Here is a 19,789-nt window from a genome sequence, read left to right on the forward strand (position 1 = left end):
TGCAATAGTACAAAGCACACAACATCATTGGGATGTTATGAATAACACCTGCCTGCAAACGCTTGGCAGGCAGGCTTTGAAAGGAAAAGAAAATGTCTGTCATTGAAGAAATTAACCAACAAGCTCAGTTTGAACAAAAGCAGCAACAACGTTCTTATCAAGTTCTGCAAAATGAAAAAAGTATGCCAGTCAAAATGTGGACTAAAGGCGTGCTTGTTGATGACAACTCAAAACAACAATTATTGCAAACTGCTCAAATGCCTTTTATTTATAAATGGATGGCTGTAATGCCAGATGTACACTTCGGTTTAGGAGCAACTATTGGTAGTGTGATTCCGACCAAAGGGGCAATTATTCCTGCTGCTGTGGGTGTAGATATTGGTTGCGGAATGATGGCAACCCGTACCAGCTTAACTGCTTCAGATTTACCAGATAACTTACATGCTCTACGTACTGAACTTGAACGATTAATTCCACATGGAATGACTAAGCGCGGACGTGATCGCGGATCATGGGAAACTCCACCAGAAATGGTAGATCAAGCTTGGGCTGATCTAGTTGCAGATTTTGAATACATTTGCGCAAAACATCCACGTTTGAAAAACACCAACAACCGCAAGCATTTGGGAACTTTAGGTACTGGAAACCACTTTGTCGAAATCTGTCTAGATGAGCATGAACATGTGTGGATTATGTTGCACTCAGGTTCTCGTGGTGTAGGAAATGCTATCGGTAATCATTTTATTGAACTTGCCCGTAAAGACATGCAGAAGCATTTTATTAATTTGCCAAATAAAGATTTAGCATATTTAGTCGAAGGCACTGAACATTTTGATGATTACTGGTTTGCCGTAGGTTGGGCTCAACGATTTGCGATGAAGAACCGAGAAATCATGATGCAATCTGCAATTAAAGCCTTGGCTACGATTGTACCAAAGCCTTTTCAAGCACGTTTGGAAGCAGTGAACTGTCACCATAACTATGTGGAAAAGGAAGAACACTACGGTGAAGAAGTAATGGTCACTCGTAAAGGTGCAGTCCGTGCGCGTCTAGGTGAATATGGAATTATTCCAGGTTCAATGGGAGCAAAGTCGTTTATTGTCCGTGGGCTTGGAAATCAGGAATCTTTCTGTTCATGTTCGCATGGTGCAGGCCGTGTTATGAGCCGTACTGAAGCAAAACGACGTTTTACCGTGAAAGATCAGATTGCACAAACTGAAGGTGTAGAATGCCGTAAAGATGCTGCTGTTATTGATGAAATTCCATCGGCATATAAACCGATTGAAGATGTTATGAAAGCACAAAGTGATTTGGTTGAAGTGGTTTATACATTAAGACAAGTGGTGTGTGTTAAAGGGTAAGAAAAAAATGTTTCACAAAATACTTAAACCTGAATATTTAAAATATTATGAAGGAGTTACTACTTGTACGACTCATAAACTTGAAGATACTCCGCATTGCGCAACTTTTATAGAGTTTGCAAGAAATGACTTAAGCACCTCACAGAACTTACATGCTATTTATAATGCTGTATCAAATGCTAAACGTGCCCTTCATAGAAGAGTAGATATTTTATGTTCATTAGCAGGATATGAAACTTATATTGCTAAAAGAAATAATTTTCCTAGTAAGTTAGATTTCTTAGAGAAATGTGGATTCTTCACCCCTCAAATCATTAGGCGTTTAAATTACATCAGAAATAAACTAGAACATGATTATGAAGCACCCAACTATACTGAAGCAGAAAATTATGTAGATATAATTGAACTTTTTCTAGTTGCGACTAGTGTTTTTATCAAAAACTATCCGACCATTTATGAGTTTTTTATAGTTGAAAGTGAAAGTGTTGATAATACTGAACTTTATAAAACTCTTCCAAGATGGATTTCTATAGAGGTAGAACTTGAAAAGGGGAACTTGGATATGCGTTTTCCCGGCCAAGATGAACATTTAATTAAATCAATAAAAGATACAGATTACTTTGATTGGCTTAAACCTATTATGCATGGGTATTTCTGGTACTAAAGGAATAAAAATGAAACTCGCAGAAGCACTTTTACTTCGAAGCGATCAACAAAAAAAGCTTGCTTCGTTAAAACAACGAATTAATGCCAATGTATTGGTACAAGAGGGTGATGAACCTAGTGAAGAGCCAAATGAACTCATCAAACAAGTATTTGCTTTAACTCAGGAAAGCAATCAATTGATTTGTCGTATTCATTTGACCAATGCACAAGCAAAACTGGAAGATGGCAAAGTATTATTGTCCCTATTAAGCTTGCGCGATAGTTATGCTGAACAGCATAAGATTTTAATAGATGCGATTGCCAATACACATCGAGAACCTGATCGTTATAGCTCACGTGAAATTAAGTGGAAGAAAGTCATTCCTGTTTCTAGCTTACAAAAGCAGGCGGATGATATCAGTGCGAAACTCCGTGACTTAAACGTTAAAATTCAGGCTGCTAATTGGCAAATTGATCTAATCGATTAAACAATAGATTTTGTGAAATCATTTTCACAATCAAAGTTTGGACATATTGGGCGAGTACAAGATCCTGCGTTACTCCGATCTGAGGGATTGAAAATAATTCAGGCGGCTATGGCAGCATGTGAGTCGTGCATCGATATTCACTTATCAGACTCAGCACTATGCACCTAGTAAACCTTTGTCAAAAGCAAAGTCACACGTTACTTCGCATTACCATGTACTGACAGTATGTTCATTAAATTAGAAAATAAGGAAAACAGAAGTGAATAAAGCTTTGGCAAAGATGCCAACAACCATTCAAATTGATGGCTCACAAGGTGAAGGTGGTGGACAGATTTTAAGAACAGGCCTTGCCCTTTCAATGATTACAGGTCAACCTTTTGAATTAATTAATATACGTGCAGGACGTAAAAAACCAGGTTTAATGCGTCAACATTTGGTTTGTGTACAAGCATCTCAACAAATTAGCCAAGCTTATGTAGAGGGTGCTGAATTACATAGCCAACGGTTGTATTTCGTACCTCAACATGTTCAAAGTGGTAAATATCAATTTCAAATCGGTTCTGCTGGTAGTACAACACTAGTTTTACAAACGCTTCTACCTGTTTTGTTATTACAAAATGAAGCCACTGAACTCACCATTTCAGGAGGTACACACAACTCACTTGCACCAACAGCAGATTTTATTGAATACTGCTTTTTACCTGCTCTAGCGAAGATTGGAATTAACGTCGATTTTAAATTAAGTAAAGCTGGCTTCTTTCCAATTGGTGCAGGTGAAATTCAAGTTACCATTCAGCCATGGCAACATCGAAACAGCTTAATTTTATTAGATTGTGGCGCGTTGCAATCCACGGAGGCTTTTGCAGCCACTCTAAACCTTTCAGAGGAAGCACAAATTGCTCAACGTGAATTAACCACATTAAGTAAAAAGCTAAACTTAAGCTCTCAGCAGCAATTTCATTTAAATGGAATTAGCCAAGGCAATACAGTCTATGTGAAAGTTACCCATCAATATCACATTCAACTGTTTACAGCTTTAGGTGAGATGCGCAAAAGTGCAGAGCAAATAGCTGATCATTTAGCAAAAGATGTAAATCTATATTTATCTTCGCAGGCTGTTGTAGATGAGTATTTGGCAGATCAATTGCTTCTACCTTTAGCTTTAGGTCAAGGTGGTGAGTTCACCGCACAATGTATTAGCGAACACACTCGTACTCAAGCAGCCATGATTGAAAAATTTATTGATTGTGAAATCGAGTTTGTCGAGTTAAGTCCAGATCATTTTCATGTAAAGGTCAAAGTTTAAGAAGCTCTTTACAGAGCTTCTTATTTATAAAAAACTACTCCACAGATGCCAAAGCTGTCACCAACAACTTCCAGCATTTCTCTACAGTATCCACTTTAACTCGTTCACCCGGTGCATGAGCACCTTGAATATCCGGTCCAAATGAAACCATCTGTAAATCTGGATAGTGTTCAGCAATAATGCCGCACTCCAAGCCTGCATGAATTACTTTAAGATTTGGTTCAATGTTAAACGCCTTTTGATAGGCTTGTTGCAAGCACTTTAGAGCAGCTGAGTCAGGATTTGGTGTCCAACCCGAAACTAACGGTGTGAGTGCAGAAGCGATATTAAATTGGCTAAAATGTGCCTGAATTTTCCTAGCAAAGTCTTCTGCTTCTTGATTCACCATTGAGCGAACCATTAAAACAGCTTTTCCACCATCTCGATTTAGTTTTACAACCCCAATATTATTTGAAGTCTCAACTACATCTGGAAGAGCTTGACTCATACTTGCAACACCGTAAGGGCTTGTTGCCAAAGCTTGCAACCACTCGTTTTGCTGTTGCTGAGTAATCACTTGATTCGTTTCAACGCTAGTAGGTTGAATAGTTAATTGCAGGTTGTCATCAATACCCTGTAGCTGTTTTTTCCATGCTGTTTGATATTCAGCGAGTAATTTTTCTAGTTCAGGTAATTGGTTAGGCGAAATTGCAATAGTTGCGACAGCTTCTCGAGGTAAAGCATTACGAGCTGTACCACCTGTAAACTCAACAAGGTGTCCACCAAGCTTTGCTAAATACTCATTTAAAAAGCGGGCTAAAATAACATTGGCATTGCCACGTCCTAAATGAATATCTACACCAGAATGACCGCCTTTAAGACCAGCAACCTGAATATTAACAACCGTCAAATTTTCAGGAATTGGTTCATAAGTGAGTGGTTGTTCGACTTCAATATCAATACTGCCCGCGCATCCGAGATATAGCTCACCCCACTCTTCTGTATCAATATTAAATAACCATTTCCCTTTTAGTACACCTGCCTGTAAAAGCCGTGCACCACTCATCCCTGCTTCTTCATCAACTGTTAAAAGAACTTCAATAGGTCCATGAGCAATATCATTTGAATCTAATACTGCCAAAGCTAAGGCTACCCCAATGCCATTATCAGCGCCTAAAGTGGTATCTTTGGCAATCAACCAACCATCTTCAAGAATTGGACAAATTGGGTCTTTAAAGAAGTCATGTACTGTGCCAGTGTTGGCTTGTGTGACCATATCTAAATGGCCTTGAAGAATAACGCCAGATACATGTTTTTTACCCGCAGTCGCATTCTTACGGATAATCAAATTCCCAACTTCATCTACGTAAGTTTCTAGATTTCGACTTTGCGCCCAGTTTTGTAAAAACTCACGAAGCTGCTGTTCATGCTTTGATGGACGAGGAATAGTACAAAGTGTTTGAAAATGCTGCCAAACCACTTGAGGAGATAGCGCCGCAATATCAACTTGTGTCATGAAAACCACACTCTAATTATGTAAATATCGTAATAATTTCAATATACACAATGCGTTAAAGATAGGTAGAAATTTCAGGAAAGATTTTGTATTTTTATCTTTAATCTAAAGAGATGGTACGACTTTTCTAAAAAGTCGTACTTCATAACTAAGTCTTAACAGGCGTATTTTTTAGTTTTTCCACTCAAATGCTGAAAAGCTTTGATCGGCTTTCAAACTATTTTCAACTGCCTGTGCAAGCTGACGAATAATGCTTTGTGTTTCAATTTTCTCAAACCAATCTTGCTCTTCATCAGGATTGGCAGAGATTTCACACATCAAATGCCCTTCATGGTCTGTTTTCTGACAAGTAATCGACAAGGGTAAAAGATGATTATCAATACTCACTTCTACTTTTTCATGTTCATGCACAATGTGCTGTGCATCAAAGCCATAATGTCCCAATTGTTTAAATAATAAAGCCGCTACATATTCTTGAGTGATATGGCATTCATTTGGCGGATGATCGAGCACCCCATGTTCTGGGCAACTGGCAATAAATTGTAATTTTTTCATCCTTTGTCCTAACACTTTTATCATTATCTGCGCTTAGCATAAGCAATAAACAAACAGCAGCCAAGCCTTTAGCCCGCTGCTGCCGTTGCTATTGTGTTAGCAATTATAAAATGTGTTAGGTGAAAAGTTATTGGCTAACTTCGATCGTTAAGCCTGCACGATTCGCCAACTCAGTGAAAGTTGGGAAGCTTGTCGCCACAGTTTCAGTACCCTGAATCGTAATCGGACCAGAATTACGAAGGCCTGCCATACTAAAGCTCATAGCAATACGGTGGTCATGGTGTGATTCAACTTCACCACCTGTAAAGATTGGCGACCAGTCACCAGCCTTACCCTTACCTTCGATAATGATGCCATCATCAGTTGGCGTGCAGTCAATGCCCATAATTTTTAAGCCATCTGCCATGACCTGAATGCGATCAGACTCTTTCACACGAAGTTCTGCCGCACCAGTCAGTACTGTTTGGCCTTCGGCACAAGCTGCTGCAATAAATAAAGCTGGAAATTCATCAATTGCCAAAGGCACTTGGTCTTCTGGCATATGAATGCCTTTAAGTGTGCGCGAACCTTTAATATGAATATCAGCAATAGGTTCGCCACCGGCAATACGCTCATTTTCAACAGTCAGATCAGCACCCATCTGTTTTAAAATTTCAATTACGCCAGTACGTGTTGGATTAATACCTACAGCTTCCAGAACAACATCGGAACCCTCAGTAATTGCAGCACCCACCATAAAGAAAGCAGCTGATGAAATATCTGATGGAACCTGAATGTCAGTCCCCACTAATTTTCCACCACCAACGAGTGAAATCTTGTTGCCTTCGGTTTTAACATCATAACCAAATGCACGAAGCATGCGCTCTGTATGGTCACGTGTTGGCTCTGGTTCTGTAACAGAGATTTCACCTTCAGCCCATAAGCCTGCAAGTAAAATACCAGACTTCACTTGAGCAGATGCCATAGGTAAATCGTATTGAATGCCTTTTAATTGCTGAGCACCAGTAATGCTTACAGGTGGTGTACCTTTCTCACCTGTGGTCTGAATTTGCGCACCCATTAAACGTAATGGTTTAGCAATACGCTCCATTGGACGTTTAGAAAGTGATGCATCACCTGTCATGACAGAATCAAACTTTTGCGCTGATAACATGCCTGAAAGTAAACGCATGCTTGTACCAGAGTTACCCATATACAAGGCACTTGCTGGTGCTTTTAAACCATGCATGCCTACACCATGAATGGTCACTTCACCATTTTTAGGGCCTTCAATGCTTACACCCATATCACGGAAAGCTTGCAAGGTTGCTAAAGCATCTTCACCTTCAAGGAAGCCAGTGACATGGGTAGTGCCTTCGGCAATAGCACCAAACATAATGGAGCGATGTGACACAGATTTGTCACCCGGTACGGTAAATTTACCTTTAAAAGTTTTATTTCCCGGTAAGATACTGAATTGCTGTGTCACCTTATTTTTCTCCATTAAAGGTTTTTTGGCTAACATATGATTGAAATGCTGACGTGCTGCTTGAGCATGACCGAGCAATCCCATTAATGCATGAGAATCTTCGTTTTCAATCAATTTTCTAAGTACGGTAAGTTGCTTTTCGAAGCCATCTACAGCATTTAATATCGCTGTTTTATTGGCAAAGAAAATGTCATGCCACATTTGAGGATCACTGGCCGCAATCCTTGAAAAGTCACGGAAACCACCTGCTGCATAACGGAAAATATCAAGATTATCTTCACGATTTGCAAGTTGCTCGACCAGATTAAATGCCATCAAATGTGGTAGATGACTCGTATGGGCCAACACTTCATCATGCTTGGCAACATCCATACATATGACTTCAGCTTTTGCTGCCGACCACAGTTGAATTAGTTTATCAACCGCCCATTCTGCACTTGTTGGTAACGGCGTTAAAATCACTTTATGATTTGCAAATAAGTCAACTTTACCCGCGTGAACGCCTGTATGTTCACTACCCGCAATAGGATGCCCTGGCACAAAACCTTCTGGTAAATCTTCACCAAATACAGCTTTTGCTGCATCAACGACATTACCTTTTGTACTTCCCACATCGGTTAAAATTGTGGTTGCTGACAAATAAGGTTTAATTTGCTCAAGCACTTTTTGCGTAGCACGCACTGGCAAGGCTAAAACGACTAAATCTGCCCCTTTCACGGCTTCAACAGGATCAGAAAATCCTTCGTGTATTAAGCCAAGTGATTTTGCATCTTCTAAAGTTTTATGTGAGCGTGTAGATGCCACAATAGTTGTCGCCAACTTTTCTGCAACAATAACACGAGCTAAACTCGACCCGATGAGTCCTAAACCAATAAATGCAACTTTTTTAAATAGGGGTTGTGACATAACTTCAACTTTGCTTTTGCTCAAAGATATTTAAACCATTGAGCAATTTATTTTTAAGCATAATGACATGCTTATCTTAATGCATGTCATTATTCCAACATAAGTGATTACAGAACAGCGGCAGGATAAGAACCTAAAATACGAATCTCTTTCACCATTGGGCGAATATCATTAATCGCAGCAGCAACATTCTCTTGTTCGATATGACCTTCTAAATCGATAAAGAATACATATGCCCACTTTTCAGGTAATGCTGGACGAGTCTCAATACTTGTTAAGCTAATATTATGTTTTGCAAATGGCGCTAAAATTTCTAATAAAGCACCCGCACGGTCATGCGCTGAAATCAATAATGATGTTTTATCATTGCCACTTTGTGGAATTTTTTCACGACCAATCACTAAGAAACGTGTTGTATTTTCCGGATTATCTTCAATATTGCTATGTAAGATTTCAAGGTTATACATGCCTGCTGCAATATCAGATGCAATCGCTGCCGAATGCCATTCGTTGCGAATACGGCGCGCAGCTTCTGCATTTGAGTTTAAAGCAACACGCTCAACACCCGGATAATGTGCATCTAACCATTGGCGACATTGAGCCAAAGTTTGTTGATGCGCATAAATCTGCTTAATACTGTCTTTACGTGTATTTTCAGATACAAGGAATTGATGATGAATACGTAATTCAACTTCACCAATCACGTTTAAATTCGATGTTTTAAAGCAATCTAAGGTATGGTTTACAACACCTTCAGATGAGTTCTCAACTGGAACTACACCGTAATGTGCACTACCCGCTTCCACTTCACGGAAGACTTCATCAATTGTTGGAAGTGGGCGTACAACCGCATCTTTACCAAAATGCTTAAGCACAGCAGATTGAGTAAAAGTACCTTCTGGCCCTAAAAATGCAATACTTTGCGGTGCTTCTAAAGCAAGGCAAGCCGACATAATTTCACGGAACAAACGCGCCATGGTTACATCAGACAAAGGACCTTGGTTACGCTCCATAACTTTACGCAAGACCTGCGCTTCACGTTCAGGACGATAAAACAAAGGATTCTCTTCGGAAGCAAATTTAGCTTTCGCAACTGCTTCAGCAAGGCTTGCGCGTCGATTTAATAATTCTTGAATCTGTTGATCCACGCTATCAATATCTTCGCGAATTTGTTCTAAACTAAGAGAAGTCGTTTTGTTTTGATCATCGTTGATCATTAGAATGCAGCCTCAGCAAAATCATCTTTTAAACGAGAGTATAACAATAGTCTGCTTTGATTTGTTAGGCAATATGGCTGTATTGGCTTTTTTCATTAAACCATCTTGGTCGGATTCCTCAGATCGCTTTATTTGATAATGATTTTCATTTATCATTTGCATAATAAATTTTATTCTTGTTTATTATGCATAACTCATTTTTCTTTTTATCTTGCAGTTTTCTTCTGAGCTCTTTAATAACTTGTTCTGCTTTGGCTCAAACTCCTATACAAAATCCATCAAAAATAGTCTTACATAATGACCAAGCCCAATTTCAACTCAAATCTAAAAACACCGGCCATGATTATTTGATTCAAGTCTATAAACCACCCGTTGCCCCACCCCAACATGGTTATCCAGTACTTTATATATTAGATGGCAATGCAACCTTTCCAAGTGCAGTCAATATCGCTCAATCTATTGGGGCAGGTTCTACAAAATTAGGTCTAGACCCGCTCATGATCGTCGCGGTTGGTTACCCTCAGCAAAAAACTTTTGATGTACAAAAACGTGCTTATGATTACACACCAAAACCTTCTGCTGAATTTCAGGCACAAAGTAAATATAAATATGGTGGTGCTGACAAGTTCATCAATTTCTTAAATGATGAACTCAAACCAGAAATTGCAAAACAGTTTCCAGTTAATAGTCAACAACAGAGCCTATATGGGCATTCTTTTGGAGGCTTATTGGTTCTTTATCATTTTTTTCAAAAGCCAAATGCATTCCAACGTTACTTTGCTGCAAGCCCTTCTCTTTGGTTTGACCAAGGCATGTTATTTCAACAGTTAAATCATTGGCAAAGTCAAAAACAAAGCAACTCTCTGATGCTTTTGACCACAGTCGGTACACATGAGCAAGGCGGCCCTCGCACTCAACTTGATAATAAATTTAACGAAACAGATTTCTTTAAAGCTTTTGAAAGTAAACGTTCAGATCAATTTACTTATTGGCATTTTTATAATCCTGCTGAACAACACATTACAAATTTGTATGCGAGTCTACCTAAAGCCCTTATGTTTGCTTCGTGCAAAGACCTAGAAAGCTGTAAATCTTTATTTGATTGGCCATTACAGCAGCCAGCCAAGTAAAAACATAATTACATTTAAAGCTGATTATTTCGTTGTTCTTAAAGATAGACCTCTTAATGCATAGATTGGTTATACTGACTAAATATGTCATAACAACAGTAAAATAGAATGAATAAAATTATTGTTTTAGGCTTACTGGGTCTTACAAGTTTTAGTTTAACGGCTTGTGGCGGTTGCCCCTTAATCGCAGGATGCAATGGTACTGATAATTCTCCGTACTATATGATGACTGCCAACAATCAAGTTCGTGGCATTCCAATCCCAGCCCAAACCAAGCTGACCTATCAGTCGCAACATTTCAGGCAGAAATTTGAGCAATCACATGCTTTAAAAGAGAAAAATTTATCAGGCATTGCTTTACCAGAAGATACAGCAATCATTTGGGGTGGAATGCCAGTAAACATGTTTATACAGTTTTCTAATCCCGAAATGAAAGGATTTTCAGTCTATCCTGCACAAGGATTTAAAACAGAGTTATCAAATGATTTTTTACGTCTATGGAAAAGCTGTGAAAGTGATTTAGACATTACTTTAAAGGATCCAAATGACTGGTCATTTAATCCTAAAAATATGAAAATAAGAGGTTGTAGTATCAATATCCAAGAACGTAGTGCATACACCGAAGATTCATTTCATCAAGATGAAGCCGATGAGTTTTTAAGAAAGATGAATCATGCATTACAGCAATTACCGAAACAACAAAACTATCCTGTCATTCAACAGAAGACTAAATAGTTAAAAACAAAACAGCCTGTTCTAAGACAGGCTGTTTTTTTCTCTGCTTAATTAGGCTTTGCCAATTAATCCACGCGCTACGATTTCTTTCATAATTTCATTTGTACCACCGTAAATACGTTGGATACGGGCATCTACAAAGAAACGTGAAATTGGATATTCAGTCATATAGCCATAACCACCAAAAAGTTGGAGCAAGTTGTCTGCGACCTTCATTTGCATATCGCTACTGAAACTTTTCAATGCCGCAGCCGTTTCTACATCTAGTTTGCCTTCTTGATATAAGGCAACATTTCTTTCATAAAAAGCCGCTGTAGCAAGCTCATCAATTTTTGCTTGTGCTAAAACAAAACGAGTATTTTGGAACTGTGAAATGGGTTGACCAAATGCTTGGCGCTCTTTTACATAAGCGGTTGCCAAATCAATTGCACCACGAATTGCACCAATTGCAGTAGATGCAATTGCGGTACGTTCACGAGGTAACTCTTGCATTAAATAAGCAAAACCTTGCCCAGCTTGACCAAGTAACTGGTTTTTAGGTACTTTCACATTGTCAAAAAACAGCTCAGATGTGTCTTGAGAATGCAGGCCGATTTTGTCTAAATTTGTGCCTTTTTTAAAGCCTTCCAGATGTGTATCTGCTAATAATAATGACACACCTTTTGCACGTGCTTGAGGATCAGTTTTTACTGCAAGCACAACAAGATCAGCATGTTGTCCATTTGAAATAAATGTTTTTGAACCATTTAATAAATAGTGATCGTCTTGCAAAATGGCACTGGTACGCATTGATTGTAAATCTGAGCCTGCCCCAGGTTCAGTCATACCAATTGCACCAACAACTTCACCTGTTACCATTTTCGGTAACCAGTATTGTTTTTGCTCTTCTGTCCCGATATGTAAAATATACGGTGCAGCAATTTCAGAGTGACAAGAAATAGCTGTCGATAATGCACAAAAACCAGCACGTGCAGATTCTTCAACCAGCATTAATGAATAGTAAGTTGGAACCCCATAACCACCATATTCTTCTGGAATATCCACGCATAAATAGCCATTTTCACCCAGTTGATTCCAAACTGAACGAGGCATGATTCCTTCGCGTTCCCATTGGTCGTAGTGTGGCGCAATATGCTCACCCATAAAACGTTTAAAATTATCACGGAATAATTCTAAATCTGCATCGTATGCCAACATAATATTTTCCTTCAGCTTATTGTTTTATCTAATCTCATGCTGTGCATGCTAATCATTTTTTTCACAACTGTCATGGCTTAGCTGCTCATTAATACTGTACTTTTCAGTCAGCCAATAAAAAGGAAGCCTGAGCTTCCTTTTTATGAATATTTATTTTTAGTGAGATGCTTCAGCAGTTATACTTTTCTGCTCAAGCATTTTTCTATCCACTTCTTCTGGATTATTTAAGGCTTCATTTAATTTATCTTTATCCAAAGCCCCGACCCACTTAGCAACAACAATCGTTGCTAGAGAGTTACCAACAAGGTTAGTTAAAGCGCGTGCTTCTGACATGAAACGGTCAATACCTAAAATCAATGCCAAACCTGCAACTGGAATATGTCCTACAGCAGATAAAGTCGCTGCCATCACAATAAAGCCAGAGCCAGTTACACCCGCCGCACCCTTAGATGAGATTAAGAGTACTAATAACAAAGTGATTTGATGTTGAATATCAAGCTGAGTATTCGTTGCCTGAGCAATAAAGATTGCTGCCATAGTCAAATAAATTGACGTTCCATCTAGGTTAAATGAATAACCTGTTGGAATAACCAAACCAACTACAGACTTTTCACAACCTGCAATTTCGAGTTTACGTAACATACGAGGCAAAACAGATTCAGAAGAAGATGTACCAAGTACAATTAATAACTCTTCACGAATCAGGCGGATCATTTTGAGGATACTGAATCCACTAACACGGCTGATTGTACCCAAGATCAAGAAGATAAAGAGTAGACACGTAATATAGAAGCAGAGAATTAATTGCCCTAATTGTACGAGTGAACCAACGCCATATTTACCGATGGTGAATGCCATTGCACCAAATGCACCAATCGGAGCCAGTTTCATAACCATATTCACAATGTTAAAGAACACATGTGCAACTTGGTCAATAAATTTTAAAACTGGACGTCCTGCATCACCTAACTTATGTAAAGCAAAACCAAAGAGAATTGCAAAAAGAAGGACTTGTAAGATTTCACCATTTGCAAATGCGCCAACAACCGTATCTGGGATGATGTGCATTAAGAAATCAATGGTAGATTGTGACTCACCAGAACTGACGTATTTTTGAATGCCCGAGGTGTCTAGAGTTGTAGGGTCAATATTCATCCCTACACCCGGTTTAGCAATGTTAATTACAACAAGGCCAATCAGAAGTGCAATTGTTGAAACAACTTCAAAATATAACAACGCGACGCCGCCAGTTTTTCCGACTGACTTCATGCTTTCCATGCCAGCGATACCGCTCACCACTGTACAGAAAATAACGGGTGCGATGATCATCTTGATCAAACGAATAAAGGCATCACCTAATGGCTTGAGTTTCTCACCTAAACCTGGGATATGCTGTTCAACACCATTGACAATTTGCGTTGTGCTTGGGGAAAAATGTCCTACCAAAACACCCGCAATAATCGCAATAATCACTTGAAAATAAAGTGATTTATAAATCGGTTTTTTAGCCATAACTTTACTTCAATCTATATTTCCAAGTCCGTTGGAAATACCAAAATGAAACGTCTATTCTTTACGAATACACAGCCCTAACCTTTCACATGAACACCGCAAAAGGGAAACGGTTCTTTGTAAACAAAAAACCTTCCTACTACCTCAATGAAAACAAAAAAAGCTGTTTTCTAAAACAGGAGAATACCTGAAGTTTCTAACCACTTTGAGTAGTTAGAAATAACCTCTTACTTTTTCAATAAAAAGCTGAAGATATAGGAGAATCACAGAAAATTATGATATGAGTGCTCAAAAAAGCACGAGAAAGTGTACTCGAATTAAATAATGATTCGGTTAAATTTTTAGCTAATACGCGCAAAAAACACTCATGCAGCCCTAAGACTTTAGTATAAGAAACACTTTTGATATTTTTTCGACACTTTTTTATGTCATATTGATTAAACACTTGTGGACATTTCATTTTGAGCTGCCTGCATCCCATCATTTTTATTGTTTTTGAACTACGATGAATACTAAACGTAATATCTATAAAGATGCTGAACACCCATTCGCTCAATATGTCCGTATTTTAGGTAAGGGAAAAAGTGGTTCACGCTCTTTAAGCTATGAAGAAGCTTATCAAGCATTTAGCATGATTTTAAAAGGTGAAGTGCTTGATGTGCAGTTAGGCGCTTTTTTAATGCTACTTCGTGTTAAAGAAGAATCTATTGATGAACTCGCGGGATTTGTTCAAGCCACTAGAGATCAACTCAATTTTCAGCCCTTAGAAGTTGATTTAGACTGGTCATCTTATGCGGGTAAACGTAAACATTACCCATGGTTTTTGTTAGCTGCCCTTACGCTTGCTCATCATGGCTATAAGATTGTTATGCATGGTGCATCAGGTCACACGCTTAATCGCGTCTATACTGAGCAAGTTTTAGAATATTTAGATTATAAAATTTGCCATTCTGAACAAGAAGTGCGTACTCAGTTAGCAGAGCAAAATTTCGCTTATTTACCTTTAGACGTGATTTCACCTATTTTAAGTGAACTGATTTCTTTAAGAAATGTGATGGGATTACGCTCGCCTATTCATACTTTAGCCCGCTTAATCAATCCTTTTAATGCAAAAGCCACCTTACAAGCCATATTCCATCCAGCTTATAGAACTTCCCATCAACATAGTGCACTGCGCTTAGGCTATCAAAATAGTGCAGTCATTAAAGGTGAAGGCGGTGAATTTGAGCGAAATCCAGATGCAAAAACACTCATTTGCGGTATCAAAAATGGTGAACTCTATGAACATGAGTTACCAAAGCTCACACCTGAACGTAGTCCAACTGAAGAAGAATTAGATTTAGCAACTTTTAAAGCAGTATGGTTAGGTCAGCAGCACCATGAATACGGTGAAATGGCAGTAACAGAAACCATCGGAATCGCTTTATATACCATGGGAGTTGTTACTAGTTTTGAAGAGGCAATGCTGAAAGCAAAAGTGTTATGGAATAGTCGTTTCTAATATATGAATGACCAAGGTTATATCGGATAGCCTTGGTTTTAAGGTTCAATATAATAAAAATCTGGCCAAAATGGATATTCCTGACCTGAAGAATGAATATTTCTTAGTTTCAAGTGATCACCTATTTTAATTGTAATCTTATTAGAATCGTAGGAACCCGAAAGATAAGCATCTCGTTGTTGGCCAATCAGTGTCTTACAATATAATTGATGCTCTTTGATCTTTTGGGAGCTTCGTATTGTTTGCGACTCCAGCACCTGAATCCCAATCAATAACATGGGATAACCGTCGTTTTTTATACTTGTATATTTAGCTTGAGGTGAAGTGTATTTCCGACTCGCAACAACCTTCACGTTGAGTAAACATTCAATCGGCTGTTTGGCTAATGCAGCACCACTAAACAATATGAGAAATAATAGTACGTAAACAGGTTTTAAACGTTTCATAGGAGTCTTTATTATATTTTGATAAACATAAAAAAAGCCCAGTAATCACTGAGCTTCTTAAATTAAACAAAACGAATTGGTTTAAATTCTGGCTCATGTTTGTGGTGATCATCTTCACATACCTCACCCTCTTCTTTCGTACCGCGGTCAATATAACCACTACGCTGCTCTTCTGGTAAGTTCTTTAACTCCCAAGCAATTACAGCTTGCATACAAGTTTCACGCTGCTCTTTTGTTAAAACAACGCCATTTGGCCATTTACCAATTTCTACTGCTGTTTTTAAACGCTCTACAATCTCAGGGTTTAAAATAGATAGCATTTGTTCAATATTCATGATTCATCTCTTTGGAAAGATTCAAAATCTTGGTTCCAACCAAGTTTGGTACGGCAGGCCATATAAAAATCATAACCTGGTGGATGCAATAAACTTAGTTTAAATGGATGTTTGCGGATGTGTAAACTATCTCCAACATTGAGCGATATGCTATGTTGCCCATCTGCACTCACCATTGGTAACACCCGATTTTCGCGAATAACAATTTTAATTTCGCTTTGTCCACCGACGACGATAGGACGTGATGATAAGGTATGAGGGTGCATTGGAACTAATGCAATCGCATCCATGCTTGGATGTAAAATTGGGCCACCGCCTGACAAAGCATAGGCAGTTGATCCAGTGGGAGTCGAAACAATTAAACCATCACTATGTTGGCGATAAACGTATTGACCATCAATGTTAAGTTCAAAGTCAATCATGTGAACCGACTTACCCGAATGCAAAACGACATCATTTAAAGCAATTGCATCATAAATGACTTCGCCATTTGTTCTTACTTCCATTTCAAGTAAGAAACGACGATCAAGTTGAAAATGCCCTTGAAGCACTTGGTCAAGTTTAAAAATCGCTTCTGACGGTTTGATATCAGTTAGAAAACCTAATCGCCCACGGTTGATACCGATTACAGGGGTATTATAACGAACCAAAGCCCTTGCAGCATGGAGTAAAGAACCATCGCCTCCAACCACAATAACTAAATCAGCAACTTCACCTAATAAATGACGGCTTACTATCTGTGCATGATCATAAGGCACTAATTCGGCTGTTTCCTGATCAAAAATGGGGTTCAAACCTAAGTTCAATAAATGATCATGAATTAAACAGAGTGTTTCTACAACTGATGATTTATCTGGTCGACCGATTAACCCGACGTTTCTGAAGGACTTATGTGAAATTTGCACGAATGAGTAAGCTCCGCTGCGATACTCGCCTATAATAACATTAACCCGATTAATTTAAAAAAACATAACTACAAGATGCTGTAAAATTCAATCTAACTTTTCCAATTATTCACAGTTTTATCATTGCAAATTGATGACAAGCTATCGCATCATTACAGGCATTGTTAGGGTTTTATCTCATTTTTATGAAGTTTGAACGTGGTATCGGTTTCTTTGCACTAATCTTTTCCATTTTGATCATTGGTGCTTTTATTGCTCTTAGTATCTATCTGATTCGTTTAGATAATATTATTCGTGAAAAATTTGAAGGTCAGCGGTGGGATATTCCTGCCAAAGTGTTTGCACGCCCTTTGGAAATTTATAACAACGCGCCTATTTCTCAAGCAAATTTCACTCAAGAATTAAAGCTATTGGGTTACAAAACTTCAAGTAATTATGACAAGTCTGGAAGTTATGTTGCTCAAGGCAGCAACATGTATATCCACACACGTGGTTTTGACTACGGCGACAGTGTTGAACCTGAACAAGTATTAGAGTTAAGTTTTGCAAATGATCAAGTTGTTGAAGTTCGAAGTACCAAACCTTCTTCAACTGGCGTTGCTCGCTTAGAACCGTTACTCATTGGAGGAATTTATCCTCAACACAATGAAGACCGTGTACTGATTAAACTGAATAATGTCCCTAAACCACTTATTGAAGCTTTAATTTCTACAGAAGACCGCAATTTTTATCATCATCATGGTATTTCAATTCGTGGTACAGCTCGTGCATTAGTTAGTAATGTTACAGGTGGGAAGCGTCAAGGTGGCTCAACCCTGACTCAACAATTAGTTAAAAACTTCTACCTCACTCCTGAACGCACATTAAAACGTAAAGTTAATGAAGCATTAATGGCTTTACTCATCGAGCTGCATTACAGCAAAGATGAAATTTTAGAAGCCTATTTAAATGAAGTAAATCTGGGCCAAAATGGTAGCTATTCAATTAATGGCTATGGTTTGGCTTCACAATTTTATTTTGGTTTACCATTACGTGAGCTTAGCGTTGCACAACAAGCTTATTTAGTAGGTTTGGTTCAAGGCCCTTCTTTATATAATCCTTGGAAAAACCCTGAAGGTGCCAAAAAACGCCGCGACACTGTGTTAAATAACATGCGCGTGATGGGTTATTTAACTCAAGCCGAATATGAAGATGAAATTGCACGTCCTTTAAATGTGTTAAGTAAACCAAGTTTAGGCCCTGCAAAATTCCCAGACTTTTTAGATATTGTACGTCGTCAATTACGTACAGAGTATCAAGAAAGTGATTTAACCAATCAGGGATTACGTATTTTTACGACCTTAGACCCAATTACTCAAACTCAAGTTCAAAATGCTTTTAAAGCTTCAGTAGACCGTTTGGCTAACAGTAATCCAGCACGTTTGAAAAACTTACAAGGCGCTGTGCTGATTGCACACCCTGAAAATGGCGAGCTCGTTGCAGCGGTTGGTTCTACACAAGACTTTACTGGTTTTAACCGTGCTTTAGATGCGAAACGTCAAGTCGGTTCTTTATTGAAACCTGTAATTTATTTAAGTGCTATTGAATCTGGACGTTATAACTGGGCAAGCCAAATTGAAGATGCTCCAATCAGTGTTCCTGTAGACGGCGGTAAAAGTTGGACACCTAAAAACTATAGTGGTGGTGGACATGGCGTAGTAAGTCTGAGTGAAGCATTAGCAAACTCATACAACCTTTCTGCTGTACGTTTGGGTCAAGAGTTTGGTCTATCCACATTTACCAATAATTTAAGAAAGTTTGGTGTTGAATCAACGATTCCTGCTTACCCTTCTATTTTCCTTGGTGCAGTCAATATGTCGCCAATGGAAGTGCTCGGAATCTATGAGAACTTCGCTACAGGCGGTTTTAAATATCCAACTCGTGCAATTCGATCTGTCGTAGATGCCAATGGTCGTCTGCTTGACCGCTATGGCCTTAATGTTCAACAAACGATTGATCCAGCTGTTGGCTATATCATGAATTATGGTTTACAACAGGTCATGTCTTCGGGTACTGGTCGTTCAGCCTATAGCAGCTTATCTCCAGCTTTAAAATTGGCGGGTAAATCAGGTACCACTAACGATACACGTGACTCATGGTTTGCTGGTTATTCGGGTAATCATGTAGCTGTAGTATGGTTAGGTTTAGATGACAATAAAGTAACTGGTTTAACAGGTTCATCTGGCGCATTGCCGGTATGGACTAATGTGATGAAACAATTACGCCAAACTCCTGTGAATATACGTCAGCCAGACACTGTACAGTGGCAATGGATTGATCGTGCATCAGGTGATTTATCGGCACAGGCTTGTGATGGTGCTATGTATATTCCAATGCTAACGCACACGATTCCGCATCGTGCTACGCCATGTGGAGCTCCTTATTATCAAGTTGACCCAACATATACGCCACAAAGTGATAACACAACGCCAGCTTCTCAACCGGATAATACCGATAGCTATATTCGTGATAGTGAAAGTCAGATGCAGCAAGATCTGTCAAATAACTCACGTGTGATTTCAACTGGTAGTTATAACAACTAAGCGTT

The 19,789-nt window shown here is 38.7% G+C and carries 17 protein-coding genes; 8 read left to right on the top strand and 9 right to left on the bottom strand.

The annotated features are described in order from the left end of the window. Positions 1–92: 92 nt before the first annotated feature. From NL42_RS01460 to rtcA, 4 genes are all read left to right on the top strand, one after another. Positions 93–1,361, top strand: a complete 1,269-nt coding sequence (locus NL42_RS01460; protein WP_461311497.1) for an RtcB family protein — start codon at positions 93–95, stop codon at positions 1,359–1,361. Between the two features lie 7 nt (positions 1,362–1,368). After that, entirely contained in the window at positions 1,369–2,025 is a 657-nt protein-coding gene (locus tag NL42_RS01465; protein ID WP_032055478.1) for a metal-sensitive transcriptional regulator, read from the top strand. A 10-nt stretch (positions 2,026–2,035) separates the two neighbouring features. Next, positions 2,036–2,494, top strand: a complete 459-nt coding sequence (locus NL42_RS01470; protein ID WP_461311498.1) for a DIP1984 family protein — start codon at positions 2,036–2,038, stop codon at positions 2,492–2,494. A gap of 259 nt (positions 2,495–2,753) precedes the next feature. Next, complete coding sequence (gene rtcA, locus NL42_RS01475) at positions 2,754–3,800, top strand: RNA 3'-terminal phosphate cyclase (RefSeq protein WP_461311499.1); 1,047 nt, start codon at positions 2,754–2,756, stop codon at positions 3,798–3,800. Positions 3,801–3,834: 34 nt separating this feature from the next. On the opposite strand, the gene NL42_RS01480 is transcribed toward rtcA, so the two are convergent. The 4 genes from NL42_RS01480 to pheA form a co-directional block, all read right to left on the bottom strand. Beyond that, entirely contained in the window at positions 3,835–5,295 is a 1,461-nt protein-coding gene (locus NL42_RS01480) for an aminoacyl-histidine dipeptidase (RefSeq protein ID WP_461311500.1), read from the bottom strand. Positions 5,296–5,466: 171 nt separating this feature from the next. Continuing rightward, positions 5,467–5,850: a hypothetical protein gene (locus NL42_RS01485; protein WP_336169731.1), complete on the bottom strand. Its 384-nt coding sequence runs from the start codon at positions 5,848–5,850 to the stop codon at positions 5,467–5,469. 127 nt (positions 5,851–5,977) lie between these two features. Next, positions 5,978–8,224, bottom strand: coding sequence for a bifunctional prephenate dehydrogenase/3-phosphoshikimate 1-carboxyvinyltransferase (locus tag NL42_RS01490; protein ID WP_461311501.1), 2,247 nt, complete (start codon positions 8,222–8,224; stop codon positions 5,978–5,980). Positions 8,225–8,331: 107 nt separating this feature from the next. Beyond that, positions 8,332–9,441, bottom strand: a complete 1,110-nt coding sequence (pheA, locus tag NL42_RS01495) for a prephenate dehydratase (RefSeq protein ID WP_003650703.1) — start codon at positions 9,439–9,441, stop codon at positions 8,332–8,334. A gap of 185 nt (positions 9,442–9,626) precedes the next feature. Between pheA and NL42_RS01500 the strand changes: the two genes are divergently transcribed. Next, complete coding sequence (locus tag NL42_RS01500) at positions 9,627–10,571, top strand: alpha/beta hydrolase (protein WP_461311502.1); 945 nt, start codon at positions 9,627–9,629, stop codon at positions 10,569–10,571. A gap of 108 nt (positions 10,572–10,679) precedes the next feature. After that, positions 10,680–11,306, top strand: coding sequence for a hypothetical protein (locus NL42_RS01505; RefSeq protein WP_461311503.1), 627 nt, complete (start codon positions 10,680–10,682; stop codon positions 11,304–11,306). Positions 11,307–11,357: 51 nt separating this feature from the next. On the opposite strand, the gene NL42_RS01510 is transcribed toward NL42_RS01505, so the two are convergent. Both NL42_RS01510 and NL42_RS01515 read right to left on the bottom strand, forming a co-directional pair. Then, positions 11,358–12,503: an acyl-CoA dehydrogenase family protein gene (locus tag NL42_RS01510; RefSeq protein WP_461311504.1), complete on the bottom strand. Its 1,146-nt coding sequence runs from the start codon at positions 12,501–12,503 to the stop codon at positions 11,358–11,360. Between the two features lie 156 nt (positions 12,504–12,659). Next, positions 12,660–14,015 (bottom strand): dicarboxylate/amino acid:cation symporter, encoded by a 1,356-nt coding sequence (locus NL42_RS01515; protein ID WP_461311505.1) that lies wholly within the window; start codon positions 14,013–14,015, stop codon positions 12,660–12,662. Positions 14,016–14,520: 505 nt separating this feature from the next. Here NL42_RS01515 and NL42_RS01520 point away from each other — a divergent pair. Next, positions 14,521–15,516, top strand: a complete 996-nt coding sequence (locus tag NL42_RS01520) for a glycosyl transferase family protein (protein ID WP_461311506.1) — start codon at positions 14,521–14,523, stop codon at positions 15,514–15,516. A 38-nt stretch (positions 15,517–15,554) separates the two neighbouring features. On the opposite strand, the gene NL42_RS01525 is transcribed toward NL42_RS01520, so the two are convergent. The 3 genes from NL42_RS01525 to NL42_RS01535 form a co-directional block, all read right to left on the bottom strand. Further along, the gene (locus NL42_RS01525) at positions 15,555–15,962 is read right to left on the bottom strand and encodes a hypothetical protein (RefSeq protein ID WP_461311507.1); all 408 of its coding nucleotides are present in this window, start codon (positions 15,960–15,962) and stop codon (positions 15,555–15,557) included. A gap of 62 nt (positions 15,963–16,024) precedes the next feature. Beyond that, positions 16,025–16,297, bottom strand: a complete 273-nt coding sequence (locus NL42_RS01530; RefSeq protein WP_004791223.1) for a YeaC family protein — start codon at positions 16,295–16,297, stop codon at positions 16,025–16,027. After that, the gene (locus tag NL42_RS01535; protein WP_003650688.1) at positions 16,294–17,202 is read right to left on the bottom strand and encodes an NAD(+) kinase; all 909 of its coding nucleotides are present in this window, start codon (positions 17,200–17,202) and stop codon (positions 16,294–16,296) included. The genes NL42_RS01530 and NL42_RS01535 overlap by 4 nt, the downstream gene beginning before the upstream one ends. Positions 17,203–17,387: 185 nt before the next feature. Here NL42_RS01535 and mrcB point away from each other — a divergent pair, with 185 nt between their 5' ends. Beyond that, positions 17,388–19,784, top strand: a complete 2,397-nt coding sequence (mrcB, locus tag NL42_RS01540) for a penicillin-binding protein 1B (protein ID WP_016137554.1) — start codon at positions 17,388–17,390, stop codon at positions 19,782–19,784. Positions 19,785–19,789: the final 5 nt, after the last annotated feature.

The sequence above is a fragment of the Acinetobacter sp. GN11 genome (assembly GCF_054823985.1).